This is a genomic window from Corynebacterium coyleae (assembly GCF_030408635.1).
In the GTDB taxonomy this organism is placed as follows: domain Bacteria; phylum Actinomycetota; class Actinomycetes; order Mycobacteriales; family Mycobacteriaceae; genus Corynebacterium; species Corynebacterium coyleae.
Window position 1 is genome coordinate 429720 of record NZ_CP047198.1, and the last position, 14772, is coordinate 444491.

A 14772-nucleotide genomic window follows, 5' to 3' on the forward strand; every position below is an offset into this window, starting at 1 on the left:
CATGAGCAATACTGCAGAGAACACCAAGCGCACCCCGGTGGGCAAGGACATCTCGTCCCGCCGCCGCGAGGCCCGCGCACGTCGCCACTACCGCATCCGCAAGACCCTGCGTGGCACCCCGGAGACCCCGCGTCTCGTTGTGCACCGCTCGTCTCGCCACATCCACGTCCAGGTCATCGACGACCTCGCAGGCCACACCCTGGTTTCTGCGTCGTCCATCGAGGCAGACGTGCGCAACCTGGAGGGCGACAAGAAGGAGAAGGCCGCAAAGGTTGGCCAGCTCGTCGCTGAGCGTGCCAAAGCAGCAGGCATCGAGCAGATCGTCTTCGACCGTGGTGGCTACAAGTACCACGGCCGCGTTGCGGCCCTGGCTGAAGCTGCTCGTGAAGGTGGTCTGAAGTTCTAATGATCACGGCAAACATCACCATCAACGGAAGGATCGCGTAATGGCCGAACGTGAACGGCGTGACGGCGGGCGCTCCGCCGACAACCAGAACAACAACGACCGCGGTAACCGCGGCGGCCGTGGCCGTCGCGACGACCGTCGCAACCAGAACGACGAGCGCGATAAGTACATCGAGCGCGTCATCACCATCAACCGTGTTGCCAAGACCGTTAAGGGTGGCCGCAACATGTCCTTCACCGCTCTCGTCGTCGTCGGCGACGGTGAAGGCATGGTCGGCGTTGGCTACGGCAAGGCGAAGGAAGTTCCTGCCGCAATTCAGAAGGGTGCAGAAGAGGCTCGCAAGAACTTCTTCCGCGTCCCGATGATCGGTGGCACCATTCCTCACCCGGTTCAGGCTGAAGAAGCCGCCGGTATCGTCATGCTCCGCCCGGCTGCTCCGGGTACCGGTGTGATCGCCGGTGGCGCAGTCCGCCCGGTGCTCGAGGCCGCTGGTGTCCAGGACATCCTGGCCAAGTCCCTCGGCTCTGACAACGCCCTCAACGTGGTTCAGGCCACCGTTGCCGGCCTGAAGCAGCTCGTGCGTCCGGAAGAGGTCGCAGCGAAGCGCGGTAAGGCTGTCGAGGACGTTGCCCCGGCACGTATGCTGCGCGCTCGCGCAGGACAGGAGGCCTAAGAACAATGGCACTGAAGATTACGTTGCACCACGGCAAGATCGGTGAGAAGCCGGTGACCCGCAAGAACCTCGAGGCTCTCGGTCTGCGCAAGATCGGTCAGTCCGTGGTGAAGAAGGACAACGCTGCTACCCGCGGCCAGATCCTCAAGGTGCGTCACCTCGTCACCGTCGAAGAAGTTGCAGGGGAGTAGATAAAACATGGCTGACATCATCAAGCTCCATGATCTGCGCCCGGCAGAGGGCGCAAACAAGGCCAAGACCCGCGTTGGGCGCGGTGAGGCCTCCAAGGGCAAGACCGCTGGCCGCGGTACCAAGGGCACCAAGGCTCGTAAGCAGGTTTCCGCTGCTTTCGAGGGTGGCCAGATGCCGCTGCACATGCGTCTGCCGAAGCTCAAGGGCTTCAAGAACCCGAACCGCGTCGAGTACCAGGTGGTCAACGTCGCGGACCTCGCGGAAGCATTCCCGCAGGGTGGCGACATTGCAGTTGCCGACATCGTCGCTAAGGGCCTCGTTCGCCCGAAGCAGCCGGTGAAGGTGCTGGCAGAGGGCGACATCAACGTCGCACTCAACGTCACCGCAAACAAGTTCTCCAAGTCCGCTGAGGAGAAGCTCAAGGCTGCTGGCGGCTCCGCCACCGTCGTCGAGTTCTCCAAGCGCGCTCCGAAGGACGCGTAAAGAGCCGAAAGCGTAACGCTTTCCGCGCTTGAGATAGCCCCCATACTGGACAATCACTGTCCGGTGTGGGGGTTTTCGCTGTGCTGTAGCGGTAAAGTCGACCGTGAGTATCAACTTTTTAAGCACAGCTGCTAGGGTAGTGGGGTCAAACACGGCGACGGCCCGTTTTGTGTGCCTTCATGCACGAGTCGGCGCTGCACTATCCACTACCTTCCGCCGCGGTTCAGGTGGAAGCCAGGAGGCTATGTGTCCGCAATTGCTCAGGCGTTTAAGGATCCTGACCTTCGCAAGAAGATCTTGATCACCCTTGCGCTGATGATTCTGTACCGCGTAGGTGCCCAGATCCCGTCCCCGGGCGTTGATTACGCGTTGATCAACCAGCGACTCGAAGAGGTTGCCCAGGGTGACCGTGCCACGATGTTCTCCATCATTGGCCTGTTCTCCGGTGGTGCACTGCTGCAGTTGTCGATCTTCGCGATCGGCATCATGCCGTACATTACGGCGTCGATTATCGTGCAGCTGCTCACTGTCGTGATCCCGAAGTTCGAGGAGCTGAAGAAGGAAGGCCAGTCCGGCCAGGCGAAGATGACGCAGTACACGCGCTACCTCACGGTCGCGCTGGCGTTGCTGCAGTCCGCAGGTATCGTCGCGCTGGCAGACCGCGAGCAGCTGCTCGGCCAGGGAATGCCGGTGCTGGTGGAAGACCGCAATGTCTGGACCTTGATCATGATGATCCTTGTGATGACCTCCGGTGCGGTGCTCATCATGTGGCTCGGCGAGATCATCACTGAAAAGGGCGTGGGCAACGGTATGTCCCTGCTCATCTTCGCGGGTATCGCAACCCAGATCCCGTCCGAGGGTGCGTTCATCCTCCAGAACTCCGGTGCCTTGACGCTGATCCTCGTCATCCTTGCGCTTATTGCGCTGGTCGTCGGCATTGTCTTCATTGAGCAGGGCCAGCGTCGTATCCCGGTGCAGTACGCCAAGCGCATGGTGGGCCGTCGCCAGTACGGTGGTTCTTCCACCTACTTGCCGCTGAAGGTCAACCAGGCTGGCGTTATCCCGGTCATCTTCGCCTCGTCGCTGATGTACGTGCCGGTTCTGATCACACAGATCGTGACCATGAATAACCCGACTCCGCCGGACAACTGGTGGATGAACCACGTGATGGCATGGCTGCAGAACCCGGGTTCGTGGCAGTACATCCTCACCTACGTCGTGATGATCATCTTCTTCTCCTACTTCTATGTGTCGATCCAGTATGACCCGGTCGATCAGGCAGAGAACATGAAGAAGTACGGTGGCTTTATCCCGGGTATCCGTCCGGGCCGTCCGACTGCTGAATACCTCGCGTTCGTCATGAACCGCCTGCTGTTCGTCGGCGCGATTTACCTCGCGCTGATCGCAGTGCTGCCGAACCTGGCAATGGACGCCGGTATCACCGGCTCCGGCCGGATGGGTATGAGCGCGTTTGGCGGTACAGCCATCCTGATTATGGTTTCCGTGGCCCTGACCACGGTTAAGCAAATTGAATCCCAGCTTCTGCAATCCAACTACGAAGGACTTCTGCGATAATGCGTCTCGTTCTCCTTGGCCCTCCCGGTGCCGGCAAGGGCACCCAAGCCGCTATCCTTTCCGAAAAGCTCGGTGTTCCGCACATCTCCACCGGTGATCTGTTCCGCGCCAACATTGGCGAGGGCACCCCGCTCGGTGTTGAGGCAAAGAGCTACATCGACGCCGGCAAGCTTGTGCCGACCGATGTCACCGCACGCATGGTTGAGGATCGCCTGAACCAGGACGACGCGAAGGACGGCTTCCTGCTGGACGGCTTCCCGCGCACGGTGGAGCAGGCTGAGATCCTGACCGACCTACTGGCGAAGAAGGGCGAGAAGCTCGACGGCGTGCTCAACTTCGTTGTTGATGAGGACGTTGTCGTGGAGCGCATGCTCGCCCGTGGTCGTGCAGACGACAACGAGGAGACCATCCGCACCCGTCTCGCCGTGTACCGCGATGAGACCGCACCGCTGATCGATCACTACGGTGAGGAGATCATTTCTATCGACGCTGTGGGCGACGTCGACGAGATCAACCAGCGCGCCATGGCGCAGCTGGGCAAGTAGCCCGAATACGTTCAAGGCCGGTGTTCGCACCGGCCTTTCGCTTTTGCTTATCGACGACCACCACAAAGGAGCAACCCGCTATGGCATTCCGCAAACGCAAGATTGCCGCCAAAACCCCCGACGAACTCGATGCGATGGAGGCAGCCGGCCGCATTGTCGGTGTCGCGCTGCAGGAGGTCCGTGCTGCGGCAAAGCCGGGTGTCAGCACGCTTGACCTTGACAAGGTGGCGGAAACCGTCATTCGCGACCATGGCGCTGTGCCGACCTTCCTCAGATACCACGGTTTTACTGGCTCAATTTGTGCGTCGGTCAACGATGTGGTGGTCCATGGCATTCCATCCGCCGACGTGGTGCTCAATGAAGGGGACCTGGTTTCCATCGACTGCGGCGCGACGTTCAACGGTTGGGTAGGGGACAGTGCCTGGTCGTTCGGTATCGGTGAACTTGCGCCGGATGTGGACGCGCTCAACCGCGCAACCGAGTGGGTGCTCGCAGAAGGTCTGAAAGCCATGGTTCCGGGCAACAAGCTCACTGACGTGTCTCACGCGTTGGAGTTGGCAACCTACGCCGCCGAGGAGCGTTTCGGCGTTGAGCTCGGCATTGTGGATGGCTACGGCGGGCACGGCATTGGCCGCACGATGCACGAAGACCCGTACCTGGCTAATGAGGGCAAGCCGAATCGGGGTCCTGTGATTCAGGAAGGTTCGGTGTTGGCGATCGAGCCGATGTTGATCCTGGGTGGTGGCTACGACACACGCGTACTTGACGACGAATGGACGGTTACCACCCTCGATGGTTCACCGGCAGCACACTGGGAACACACCGTGGCAGCGACCGCTCAGGGACCACGAATTCTTACTCCGCGCGTATAAACGGCTGGCGCGTCGATGCGTGATTCATAGCTATACGGTTATACTTCCGGCATGTCTTACCGTCCTCGCCATGCAAAGCAGTCGCCGTTGAAGCGACGTGCAATTACGTTTGCCGCCGGTTTTGGTGTCGTCGCTACGCTTGCTGCACCTGTGACTGCGCAGGCAGCGCCTGCTCCGGCCCCGAATCCGGTTGCAACCTCCAGCCTTGATGCGCTGTCCTCGTCGGCAAACACCGCGTTTGCAAACCTGGATAAGTCTGCACGGGATGCAGCTTGGGATCTTCGCAACAACCTGCGCTTGCAGGCAGACGGGTTGGCGAATATCAGCCCGGATCTGCCGGCGAAGGCGAAGCAGCGTATCGACGAGATCGTGGAGGTTTTCTTCCCCGGACTCATCGCCGAGAAGACTCCGAAGCCGAAGCCTGCACCGAAGCCGGCTCCCGCTCCGGCACCAGCTCCTGCTCCGGCGCCGGCTCCGAACCCGCGTGCTGGCTTTGACTACGGTCCGTGCCCGGCCGATGCCAAGGCCTGCATTGACATTGATGGTCGCCGTTCCTGGCTGCAGAACAACGGTGTCATGTACTACCAGTCGGGCCTGATTGGTCCGGGCCGACCGGGCTACGAGACGCCGCGCGGCACCTTCTACGTCAACCGTAAGGTCAAGGACGAGATCTCCTGGGAGTTCGGCAACGCACCGATGCCGTACGCCACGTACTTCACCTACAACGGTATTGCGTTCCATGAGGGGGACCCGAGCATTCTGTCTCACGGCTGCATCCGCATGTACCGCGGTGATGCACAGCGCTACTTCAGTGATCTGCAGATCGGTGACAAGGTCTACGTCTACTAGGCATCTTTGTTGCATATTGGCCCCGGCGAAATGCTGGGGCCTTTTGCGTTTTCGCAGGTGAGCGGATAAAGTAGTCCAGCGGTGCTGCCACGAAGTGTTGGCAGGTACCGACTGTCACGGTAAGAAAACGTTTCTGCCTGCACATTTGCGGGCAGTGTAGGAAGTGGAGTGTATGGCAAAAGAAGGCGCAATCGAGGTTGAGGGCCGCATCGTCGAGCCCCTGAAGAACGCCATGTTCCGTGTCGAACTCGACAATGGGCACGAGGTTCTCGCCCACATCAGTGGCAAGATGCGCCAGCACTACATCCGCATCCTCCCTGAGGACCGTGTCGTGGTGGAGCTCTCTCCCTACGACCTGGAACGCGGGCGTATCACTTACCGCTACAAGTAAGCATTTCAGCCTCCTCACCCAGACCTGCTCATAGTGGGTCGTTTACCTCCGGCCACGGTGGCTGGAGCCGCGTGTAATCCCAACCCATCCTCCGGCGCGGTCCGGATAAAGCGTTGGTTGACGTGGACGGGTGGGGAGAAAACCACCGTAACAACCCGAAAGGTACGTACCTCATGGCACGTCTAGCTGGTGTTGATCTCCCGCGCAATAAGCGCATGGAGATCGCTCTCACCTACATCTATGGCATCGGTGCAACCCGATCCAAGGAACTGCTCGAGAAGACGGGCATTTCTCCGGACCTGCGCACGGACGATCTGAGCGATGACCAGCTCTCCGCTCTGCGTGACGCGATTGAGTCCTCCTACACCGTCGAGGGCGACCTGCGCCGCGAGGTTCAGGCAGACATCCGCCGCAAGATCGAAATCGGCTCCTACCAGGGCATGCGCCACCGTCGTGGCCTGCCTGTCCGCGGCCAGCGCACCAAGACCAATGCGCGTACCCGCAAGGGCCCGAAGAAGACCATCGCAGGAAAGAAGAAGTAACCTATGGCTACTCAGACTCGTTCCGGTGCACGTCGCGGACGTCGCATCGTCAAGAAGAACGTGGCCGCAGGCCACGCATACATCAAGTCCACCTTCAACAACACCATCGTGTCCATCACGGACCCGCAGGGCAACGTCATCTCCTGGGCGTCCTCCGGCCACGTTGGCTTCAAGGGCTCCCGTAAGTCCACGCCGTTCGCTGCGCAGATGGCTGCAGAGAACGCTGCCCGCAAGGCAATGGACCATGGCATGAAGAAGGTCGACGTTTTCGTCAAGGGTCCGGGCTCCGGCCGCGAGACCGCTATCCGTTCGCTCCAGGCTGCCGGCCTGGAGGTGTCTTCGATCTCCGACGTGACGCCTCAGCCGTTCAACGGCTGCCGTCCGCCGAAGCGTCGTCGCGTTTAAGGCTGAAAGGAAAAGAGGTAAAGAGACATGGCTCGTTACACCGGCCCTGCTACCCGTAAGTCCCGTCGCCTCCGCGTCGACCTCGTCGGCGGCGACATGTCCTTCGAGCGTCGCCCGTACCCTCCGGGGCAGGCTGGTCGCGCTCGCATCAAGGAATCCGAGTACCTGCTCCAGCTGCAGGAGAAGCAGAAGGCTCGCTTCACCTACGGCGTGATGGAGAAGCAGTTCCGTCGCTACTACGAAGAAGCGAACCGTCGTCCGGGCAAGACCGGCGACAACCTGCTCATCCTGCTGGAGTCCCGTCTGGACAACGTTGTCTACCGTGCTGGTCTGGCTAAGACCCGCCGTCAGGCACGTCAGCTCGTGTCCCACGGCCACTTCACGGTCAACGGCAAGAGCATCGACGTTCCGTCGTTCGCGGTAACGCAGTACGACATCATCGACGTCCGTGAGAAGTCCCGCAACATGCTGTGGTTCGAAGAGGCTCAGGACAACCTCCTGGACGCTGTCGTTCCGGCTTGGCTGCAGGTCGTTCCGGACACCCTGCGCATCCTCGTGCACCAGTTGCCCGAGCGCGCTCAGATCGAGGTGCCGCTGCAGGAGCAGCTCATCGTCGAGCTTTACTCGAAGTAAACTTTCACACGTTTGCTTCACCCCGCGCGCCGTCCACGGTGCACGGAATCTTCCATATCAGTCCCTACCGGCTTCATATAGCGGGAGCCAAAGGAGAAGTTCATGCTCATCTCTCAGCGTCCTGAATTGACCGAGGAGTACATCGATACCAACCGCTCGAAGTTCGTCATCGAGCCGCTCGAGCCTGGTTTCGGTTACACCCTGGGCAACTCCCTGCGTCGCACGCTGCTGTCGTCCATCCCGGGCGCAGCCGTGACGTCCATCAAGATCGACGGTGTGCTCCACGAGTTCACCACGATCAACGGTGTCAAGGAGAATGTCTCCGAGATCATCCTCAACATCAAGGACCTCGTGCTGTCTTCCGACTTTGACGAGCCGGTAGTCATGCAGCTTGCAGTCGAGGGGCCGGGCGACGTCACCGCAGGTGACATCGAGCCACCGGCAGGCGTGGAGATTCACAACCCGGATCTGCACATCGCCTCCCTTAACGAGCAGGCACGCCTGGAGATGGAGCTTGTTGTCGAGCGCGGCCGTGGCTACGTCCCGGCTATGCCGAACTCCGGTGGAGAGGCCGGCCGTATCCCGGTCGACCAGATTTACTCGCCGGTGACCCGTGTTGCTTACAAGGTTGAGGCAACTCGTGTTGAGCAGCGCACCGACTTTGACAAGCTCATCATCGACGTTGAGACGAAGAACTCGATGACCGCACGTGACGCGCTCGCGTCGGCTGGTTCCACCCTGGTGGAGCTCTTCGGCCTGGCTCGTGAGCTCAACACCGCTGCAGAGGGCATCGAGATCGGCCCGTCGGCTCAGGAGTCCGAGTACATCGCTGCGTACTCCACGCCGATCGAGGATCTGAACTTCTCTGTTCGTTCCTACAACTGCCTGAAGCGTCAGGAGATCCACACCGTGGGCGAGCTTGCTGAGTACAGCGAGACCGACCTGCTGGACATCCGCAACTTCGGCCAGAAGTCGATCAACGAGGTCAAGATCAAGCTCGCTAACCTGGGCCTGACCTTGAAGGACGCTCCGGAAGATTTCGACCCGACCCAGCTCGAAGGCTACGACGCCGAAACTGGCGATTTCGTGGACGACGGCGCGGACGAGACCGAGTAACACAACAGAGCACGCGCTCAACTAACCGCATACGAGGAGTTCGAATATGCCTACCCCCAAGAAGGGTGCCCGCCTCGGAGGGTCCGCCTCGCACCAGAAGCACATTCTGGCCAACCTGGCGCAGTCCCTCTTCGAGAACGGCGCTATCAAGACGACGGACGCTAAGGCACGCGCCGTGCGTCCGTACGCTGAGAAGCTGATCACCAAGGCGAAGAAGGGCACTGTGGCTGACCGCCGCGCAGTCCTCGCTGAGCTGCCGAACAAGCAGGTTGTTAACTACCTGTTCAACGAGCTCGCGCCGAAGTTCGAGAACCGTGAGGGCGGCTACACCCGCTCCATCAAGCTCCCGAACCGCTCCGGTGACAACGCTCCGATGACCCAGATTTCCCTGGTGCTCGAGGAGACCGTTACCACCGAGGCAACCCGCGCTGCACGCGCAGCTGCATCCCGCCAGGCTGAGGAGGCCAAGGCTGAGGAGGCTCCGGCAGAGGAGACCACCGAGGCTCCGGCAGAGGAGACCGCTGCTGAGGAAGAGAAGTAAACTTACTTCCTTCCTCGCGTAACGCCCAGCTACCCCGTGTAGCTGGGCGTTTTGTATTGCCCAGTTAAGATTGATCGCCATGGATGAGACGATGCGGCTGCGATTGGATATCGCCTACGATGGCACCGATTTTCACGGTTGGGCGCGCCAGAAAAGCGGCATCCGCACAGTCCAACAGACCATCGAAGAGGCGTTGAGCCTGGTGCTGCGTAGTAGCGTCTCCCTTACCGTCGCTGGACGCACCGACGCAGGAGTCCATGCCTCGGGACAGACCGCCCATGTGGATATTCCTCGCAGCAGCCTTGATCAGCGTTCGATTGAGGGGGACCCGGGACGGTTGGTTCGTCGATTAGCAAAACTGCTCCCGGAAGACGTCCGCGTATTTAATGTCGAGGAAGCGCCAGAGGGGTTTGACGCGCGTTTCTCGGCGTTGGCCCGCACCTACGTATATCGGGTGACTACGCATCCGGCAGGTGCGTTGCCAACACGGGCGCGCGATACGGCGGTGTGGCCAAAACCTATCAACCTTGAGACGACACAGGCGTGTGCCGATGCGCTTGTGGGCTTGAACAACTTTGCGGCGTTTTGCCGCCCGAAGGAGCATGCCACCACGATCCGCGACGTGCATTCTTTCGAGTGGTCGCAGGTCGAGGACACCGTGTACGAAGCGCGCATTGTTGCGGATGCGTTTTGCTGGAATATGGTTCGCGCGCTGACCGCGACGTGTTTAACCGTCGGGGAGGGCCGCCGGGGGAGTGACTGGCCAAAGGAGCTCTTGCTTCGCGACGAACGCGCGCCCGAAGTCCCACTCGCTCCCGCTCGTGGCCTGACGTTGGTCGGCGTCGAGTATCCCGCTGATTCTGAGTTAGCTGCCCGCGCCGAAGCTACCCGCGCGCGTCGCGAGATGTAGCATGCTTGGGTTACTGACAATCTGGGAGGTGCGATGACCACAGCAGCCGCAGCATGGTTTGCAGTTGTGTTTTTCCTGCTTCCCGGATTCCTGGTGGCGTGGGTTGCAGGCCTCCGAGTTCCTGCAGCGGTGACCACGGCGCTGCCGGTGACCTTCGGTGTTATCGGAGTGTCGTCGTGGATGTGGGGCGTGACTAGTGCGCCGTTTAACCTGTGGACGTTCGGGGTGAGCATGGTGCTTGCCCTCGCGGTGGCTGGCGGGTGGCGCTATGCGTTTGCACGCAAGGCCCGCCGCGGTGGTGATGTGCCGTGGCACCGTGCGCTTTTTCCCGGCAAGGTGGAGTGGACGCACTGGGGCATTCCGTTTGTCGGGGTAGCGGTCGCGGCGTGGATGGCAGTTACGGACCGGCTGTCGTGGTTGGCTCAGATGCCCAACGGTGCGGACAATATCGTCCAGGGGTGGGATTCGCAGTGGCATGCGAATGCGGTGCGGTTTGTGATGGAGACGGGCGTGGCGTCGTCGACACGCATGGGCGAGCTGCAGAACTTCGAAACGCACGCGCGGCTGTTCTACCCGTCGGGATTCCACGCGGGTGTTGCTCTCTTTGCGGAGGCTGCTGGACTTGAGCCGATTCGGGCGGTCAACATCGCGTCGACGGTGCTGCCAGCGGTGGCACTGCCGCTGACCATGGTGAGTCTGGTGTTCGCGTTTATGCGCTCGACTGGGCTCACCGCGCAGATTGCCGCCGCGTTTGCCGCGATCATGGCGTACGCGGCCCCGCAGCTGCTGTGGGTGCCCGACTACGTGGGGATGTGGCCGTACCTGTTTGCGATGACCCTGACCGGCATCGTGGTTTGGCAGTTCCTTGAAGTTCCGGCACGGCATGCGGGTGCGCTGCCTGCTGCGATCGGGTTCCTTGGCGTGTTGTGCACACACCCGGCTGCGGTGACCGTGGTGGTACTCGGCGTCATCTTTGCGTGGGCGACGTCGCTGCTGGTTCGCCCGGTGCGCTCGCGTCGCAGCGATACGGTGTGGATGGCACTCCCGGCAGCCGCGGCAACGCTCGTGTTTTTGCCCCAAGTGCTGGCGGGGTCGGACCAGGCGAGTGAGGTTGCCTCGTGGGCGCCGCAGGAGAAACTAGGCCGCGGCGGCGCGTGGGGGAGTGCGTTTCGGATGGACACCCGGCACGTCTCTCAGTTTTTCCCGGACTTCGACCCGACGGTGATGCTGTGGCTCGCCGGTGCAGGCGCGCTGGCGTTGGTGCTGTGGCGCGGCCAGGTGTGGCCTGTGCTGTTGTATGTGGTTTCGCTTGCGGTGACCGCAAATGCGCTCACACCATTCGATAACGCGTGGGGCGATGTACTGGCCATGGTGGGCAACCTGCACTACAGCACGGGGCACCGGCTGATCATGCCGGTGGTGATGTGCGTGTGGGCAGCGGCCGCCATCGGCATTGCTGTGATTATCCGCCTTGTCACCTTCGCTCCACTCGCAACACGAACCGGTACGGGGCAGCGAGCCACGGTGCTGGCGTCGATCGCGGTGGCGGTGATCGCCGGGTCGGCGGCGGTGCCACAGGTACGCAACCACACTGAGGCTGGTGCACAGGACGCGTTTGCTACCCCGCGCCAAAGCGGACGGATGGTAAGCGCGGATGACCTCCAGGTGTTTGACTGGTTGGCGACCCAGGACGCAGCGTGGGAAGGCACGATCATGGGTGATCCTGCGGATGGATATTCGTGGATGTATGCCTACAACGGGTTGCCGTCGGTTTCCCGGCACTACCTATGGCCGACCGGCGGGATTGGCTCAGCGCACGACACAATTTTCCAGCACGCGGACTTCATCGGAGAAGACAACGGCGAAGTGGTGGAGCAGGCGCTGAAGGACTTGAACGTACGGTTCTTTGTGCTCAGCCCGGGGTCGTTTTGGGCGGACCAGAAACCGCAGTATCCGATGCTGCGGGCGTTCTGGGCGTCAAACGGGGTGACGCCGGTGTATCGCAAGGGCACGACGTCGGTGTTTGCGGTCAACAGCGAGTTCTCCACCGCCCAGTTGCGGGCGATGCGCAAAGACGGACAGGACCACGGCTCGGATGAGCTATTCGAGCTTGAAGATGCCGGTGTAGCCGCCTGGTAGATGCGCGCGGGGTGCTAAGGCTGTAGCCTGTTGAGTACTTACTCGGGGGAGGGGGAATTATGGCGAAACTTTTGCCTACTACACGTGCCCAGGTTTCGGGCCACCAGTTCATGCGCCGTCGTATGGAGCATGGGTTGTTGTTCGGGGATATCCGGATGATTCATGACCCGTTGTCGGCGCGCCATCGCGCCACGGTGTTTGGTGTTGCTGCGGTGGTGATGATCGCCGGGGTGATGGGGTTGTTTGCGTGGATGCGTCCGAATGCAGATCCGGGGGATGCCCCGATTCTGCGGGCGTCGGACGGCACGCTGTATGTGCGTGTTGATGACACTGTTCATCCGGTGACCAATCTTTCTTCTGCACGCTTGATTGCTGGTGCGGCGGCTGATCCGTCGCGGGTGGGTGATGAGCATTTGGCGGCGATGCCACGTGGCGTTCAGGTGGGTATTGTGGCTGCGCCGGCGATGTTTGCGCCGGAGGGTGCGGTTGATGCTGCATGGTCGGTGTGTGCGGTGCCGGGCCGTGTGACGGTGGTTGCGGGGCAGCGTCCGGAGCCTTTGCTTGGCGACGATACCGTGCTGGCCACCGACGGCACCCGCCAATGGCTGGTGACTGGTGAGGGCAGACAGTTGCTGCCTGATGCGGCGTCCCCGCAGGGGCGTATCGTGCGCCGTGCGTTGGGGGTCGGGCACACCACTCCGGTGTGGGAGCCACCGTTGCAGGTGATGACGGCGCTGAAGGAATTGCCACCGGTATCAGTACCTACGCCCGACCGGTTGCCAGAAGTATTGGTCGCTGAGAGCGGTGCGTGGGCGCTGTTCAACGGGAGAATCGAGCCGCTCAGTGAGGTGCAGCAGGCAGTGCTGTTGGATGCTGGCGCGAAGCAACGCAGCATCGGCCGCGAACAGTTAGCCACGTATCAGGACGGGGACTTAGGGCTGACGATTCCAGAGCGTCGCCCGCAGTGGGTTGACCCGGTGCAGCAGACGGTATGCGTGGACCAGGACCGTGGTGGCGCGGTGCAGTCCGGTACAGAACACGACGGTACAAAACACGACGGTACAGAACACGCTGGTGCAGCACGGTACGGTGCAGTGCGATCCGGTGATACTTCGGCGATTGCGTTGTCTGGGGCGTCGGTGGCGACACACTTTGTGGGGCTTGCGGATGGCTCGATCGGTGTGGATTCCGGACATGGCTTCCACGTCGTGGCGAGCAACGGGTTGCGCCACCGTGCACCCGATGCGGAAACACTTGCCACGGTCGGTGCGGTGCATGTCGAGCGCGTGCCTTGGGAGATTGTCAGCCTCTTGCCGGAGGGCGAGGAGCTGACCCGGGCTGCGGCTTTGACCGCCACGTACTAACAGCACGCAGTACAAGGACACCCAGCAGAGCGAACACAACTGCGCCGAGACCGACACTGCTGAACCGTTTCACGGCTAAGGAGGCGGTGCGCTCTGTTGGGGCCACGGTGACGGTGTCTCGGGGCGCGATGTCGTCCGGCGTGAGTTGGCTGATCACGTTGTGCGGGGTGATTGCGCCGCCGCCGTGTTGTGCTGCGGCGGTGATGAGCGTGCGCACGTGGTCCGGCGTGATGCCGGGGTAGCGCTGCATGAGTAACGCGGCCGCACCACTGACTACCGGTGCGGCGAAGCTGGTTCCAACGTAGGGGCGTGACCCGTCACGGGTGAGCGTGCCGTCGGCCCAGCCGTTGCCGCTGGATGCGAGCGCGTGTGGGACAAGACCGGTTGCGGAGATTTCCGCTGGCATGGAGTATGACGCGAGCGTGTGGGTGTCCTCGCGAGCCCCCACAGCAAGCACCGTGGGAAACAGAGCTGGGATCACGCTAAAGCCTGGTTCACAATCGGCGCTGGTGTTGCCGGATGCGGCGACTACGACTGCGCCGTCGGCCTCGGCACGGTGCAACGCGCCGCGCAGTCCATTGAGATCAATGCGTGAGGCAAGCCCCGGGTCCACACAGGACACGACAGAGACGTTGAGCACGTGCGCACCTTCGTCGAGCGCGTTGTTGATTGCAGAAGCGAGCGTCTCAAGGTCCCCCGCGACAGATTGGCCGCGGCCACCGCGGTAATGGGCTGACGTTTGGCGCACCGCCAGGATCTCCGCATCTGGTGCGATGCCGAGCGTGCGCCCAGCGATGACGCCGGCGACGATGGTGCCGTGGCTGTCGCAGTCCGCAAGCGCGTTGTCGCCGACAAAGTCGGCTCCGGGGCGCAGGTGATTAAGTTCCGGGTGTGGAGCGACGCCAGTGTCGATGACGGCGACGCGCACGCCGGCTCCGGTGGCGAAGCGACGGAGCTCGTGGAGCTCCGCAGGTGTCTCACCTGGTGGTTGTGCTGCCGAAGGCACGGCGCAGGCGATGTCTTGGGCGGAGGCGTAGGTAAGCGAGCCCGGCGCGAGTGCTGCAGGTGCGCAGAGTACAGGCATGGCGAGCATCAGTGGCAACAGTGCGGAAGCGGGCAGGGAACGTGTGCGCATT

General features: G+C 61.8%; 18 protein-coding genes. 17 read left to right on the forward strand and 1 reads right to left on the reverse strand.

Annotation, left to right across the window (positions count from 1 at the left end):
• Position 1 precedes the first annotated feature (1 nt).
• The 17 genes from rplR to eccB all read left to right on the forward strand — a co-directional run bounded on the left by rplR (position 2) and on the right by eccB (position 13636).
• Positions 2-406, forward strand: coding sequence for a 50S ribosomal protein L18 (gene rplR / locus CCOY_RS02115; protein ID WP_070422735.1), 405 nt, complete (start codon positions 2-4; stop codon positions 404-406).
• A gap of 40 nt (positions 407-446) precedes the next feature.
• On the forward strand, positions 447-1079 hold the full coding sequence (gene rpsE, locus CCOY_RS02120) for a 30S ribosomal protein S5 (RefSeq protein WP_070422736.1): 633 nt from the start codon (positions 447-449) through the stop codon (positions 1077-1079).
• A gap of 5 nt (positions 1080-1084) precedes the next feature.
• Positions 1085-1270 (forward strand): 50S ribosomal protein L30, encoded by a 186-nt coding sequence (gene rpmD / locus CCOY_RS02125; RefSeq protein ID WP_034997282.1) that lies wholly within the window; start codon positions 1085-1087, stop codon positions 1268-1270.
• Between the two features lie 7 nt (positions 1271-1277).
• Positions 1278-1754 (forward strand): 50S ribosomal protein L15, encoded by a 477-nt coding sequence (gene rplO / locus CCOY_RS02130; protein ID WP_070422737.1) that lies wholly within the window; start codon positions 1278-1280, stop codon positions 1752-1754.
• 246 nt (positions 1755-2000) lie between these two features.
• Complete coding sequence (secY, locus tag CCOY_RS02135) at positions 2001-3329, forward strand: preprotein translocase subunit SecY (protein ID WP_070482501.1); 1329 nt, start codon at positions 2001-2003, stop codon at positions 3327-3329.
• Positions 3329-3874 carry an adenylate kinase gene (locus tag CCOY_RS02140; RefSeq protein ID WP_070422739.1) on the forward strand — a complete coding sequence of 182 codons (546 nt, stop codon included), beginning with the start codon at positions 3329-3331 and terminating at the stop codon, positions 3872-3874. Before secY ends, CCOY_RS02140 begins: the two co-directional genes overlap by 1 nt.
• Positions 3875-3954: 80 nt before the next feature.
• On the forward strand, positions 3955-4746 hold the full coding sequence (gene map, locus CCOY_RS02145; RefSeq protein ID WP_092101468.1) for a type I methionyl aminopeptidase: 792 nt from the start codon (positions 3955-3957) through the stop codon (positions 4744-4746).
• A 51-nt stretch (positions 4747-4797) separates the two neighbouring features.
• Complete coding sequence (locus CCOY_RS02150) at positions 4798-5595, forward strand: L,D-transpeptidase (RefSeq protein ID WP_070422741.1); 798 nt, start codon at positions 4798-4800, stop codon at positions 5593-5595.
• 172 nt (positions 5596-5767) lie between these two features.
• Positions 5768-5986 (forward strand): translation initiation factor IF-1, encoded by a 219-nt coding sequence (gene infA, locus CCOY_RS02155; protein ID WP_070422742.1) that lies wholly within the window; start codon positions 5768-5770, stop codon positions 5984-5986.
• 173 nt (positions 5987-6159) lie between these two features.
• On the forward strand, positions 6160-6528 hold the full coding sequence (rpsM, locus tag CCOY_RS02160) for a 30S ribosomal protein S13 (protein WP_070422743.1): 369 nt from the start codon (positions 6160-6162) through the stop codon (positions 6526-6528).
• Between the two features lie 3 nt (positions 6529-6531).
• Positions 6532-6933 carry a 30S ribosomal protein S11 gene (rpsK, locus tag CCOY_RS02165; protein WP_070422744.1) on the forward strand — a complete coding sequence of 134 codons (402 nt, stop codon included), beginning with the start codon at positions 6532-6534 and terminating at the stop codon, positions 6931-6933.
• A 27-nt stretch (positions 6934-6960) separates the two neighbouring features.
• Positions 6961-7566, forward strand: a complete 606-nt coding sequence (rpsD, locus tag CCOY_RS02170; protein ID WP_070422745.1) for a 30S ribosomal protein S4 — start codon at positions 6961-6963, stop codon at positions 7564-7566.
• 102 nt (positions 7567-7668) lie between these two features.
• Positions 7669-8682: a DNA-directed RNA polymerase subunit alpha gene (locus CCOY_RS02175; protein ID WP_070422746.1), complete on the forward strand. Its 1014-nt coding sequence runs from the start codon at positions 7669-7671 to the stop codon at positions 8680-8682.
• A 46-nt stretch (positions 8683-8728) separates the two neighbouring features.
• On the forward strand, positions 8729-9223 hold the full coding sequence (rplQ, locus tag CCOY_RS02180) for a 50S ribosomal protein L17 (protein ID WP_070422747.1): 495 nt from the start codon (positions 8729-8731) through the stop codon (positions 9221-9223).
• Between the two features lie 79 nt (positions 9224-9302).
• Positions 9303-10133 carry a tRNA pseudouridine(38-40) synthase TruA gene (truA, locus tag CCOY_RS02185; RefSeq protein ID WP_070771072.1) on the forward strand — a complete coding sequence of 277 codons (831 nt, stop codon included), beginning with the start codon at positions 9303-9305 and terminating at the stop codon, positions 10131-10133.
• Between the two features lie 33 nt (positions 10134-10166).
• A complete protein-coding gene (locus CCOY_RS02190; RefSeq protein WP_092101470.1) occupies positions 10167-12272 on the forward strand; it encodes a DUF6541 family protein in 2106 nt (701 codons plus the stop codon).
• 71 nt (positions 12273-12343) lie between these two features.
• Positions 12344-13636 (forward strand): type VII secretion protein EccB, encoded by a 1293-nt coding sequence (gene eccB / locus CCOY_RS02195; protein WP_244268675.1) that lies wholly within the window; start codon positions 12344-12346, stop codon positions 13634-13636.
• Here the strand turns inward: eccB and CCOY_RS02200 are convergent.
• On the reverse strand, positions 13575-14771 hold the full coding sequence (locus tag CCOY_RS02200; RefSeq protein WP_244268676.1) for a S8 family serine peptidase: 1197 nt from the start codon (positions 14769-14771) through the stop codon (positions 13575-13577). The two genes, eccB and CCOY_RS02200, sit on opposite strands and share 62 nt — an antisense overlap.
• Between the last annotated feature and the right edge of the window lies 1 nt (position 14772).

Coding starts and splice junctions, on each gene's coding strand:
- rplR (WP_070422735.1), top strand. CDS start 2: ATGAGCAATACTGCAGAGAACACCAAGCGCACCCCGGTGGGCAAGGAC.
- rpsE (WP_070422736.1), top strand. CDS start 447: ATGGCCGAACGTGAACGGCGTGACGGCGGGCGCTCCGCCGACAACCAG.
- rpmD (WP_034997282.1), top strand. CDS start 1,085: ATGGCACTGAAGATTACGTTGCACCACGGCAAGATCGGTGAGAAGCCG.
- rplO (WP_070422737.1), top strand. CDS start 1,278: ATGGCTGACATCATCAAGCTCCATGATCTGCGCCCGGCAGAGGGCGCA.
- CCOY_RS02140 (WP_070422739.1), top strand. CDS start 3,329: ATGCGTCTCGTTCTCCTTGGCCCTCCCGGTGCCGGCAAGGGCACCCAA.
- map (WP_092101468.1), top strand. CDS start 3,955: ATGGCATTCCGCAAACGCAAGATTGCCGCCAAAACCCCCGACGAACTC.
- CCOY_RS02150 (WP_070422741.1), top strand. CDS start 4,798: ATGTCTTACCGTCCTCGCCATGCAAAGCAGTCGCCGTTGAAGCGACGT.
- infA (WP_070422742.1), top strand. CDS start 5,768: ATGGCAAAAGAAGGCGCAATCGAGGTTGAGGGCCGCATCGTCGAGCCC.
- rpsM (WP_070422743.1), top strand. CDS start 6,160: ATGGCACGTCTAGCTGGTGTTGATCTCCCGCGCAATAAGCGCATGGAG.
- rpsK (WP_070422744.1), top strand. CDS start 6,532: ATGGCTACTCAGACTCGTTCCGGTGCACGTCGCGGACGTCGCATCGTC.
- rpsD (WP_070422745.1), top strand. CDS start 6,961: ATGGCTCGTTACACCGGCCCTGCTACCCGTAAGTCCCGTCGCCTCCGC.
- CCOY_RS02175 (WP_070422746.1), top strand. CDS start 7,669: ATGCTCATCTCTCAGCGTCCTGAATTGACCGAGGAGTACATCGATACC.
- rplQ (WP_070422747.1), top strand. CDS start 8,729: ATGCCTACCCCCAAGAAGGGTGCCCGCCTCGGAGGGTCCGCCTCGCAC.
- truA (WP_070771072.1), top strand. CDS start 9,303: ATGGATGAGACGATGCGGCTGCGATTGGATATCGCCTACGATGGCACC.
- CCOY_RS02190 (WP_092101470.1), top strand. CDS start 10,167: ATGACCACAGCAGCCGCAGCATGGTTTGCAGTTGTGTTTTTCCTGCTT.
- CCOY_RS02200 (WP_244268676.1), bottom strand. CDS start 14,771: ATGCGCACACGTTCCCTGCCCGCTTCCGCACTGTTGCCACTGATGCTC.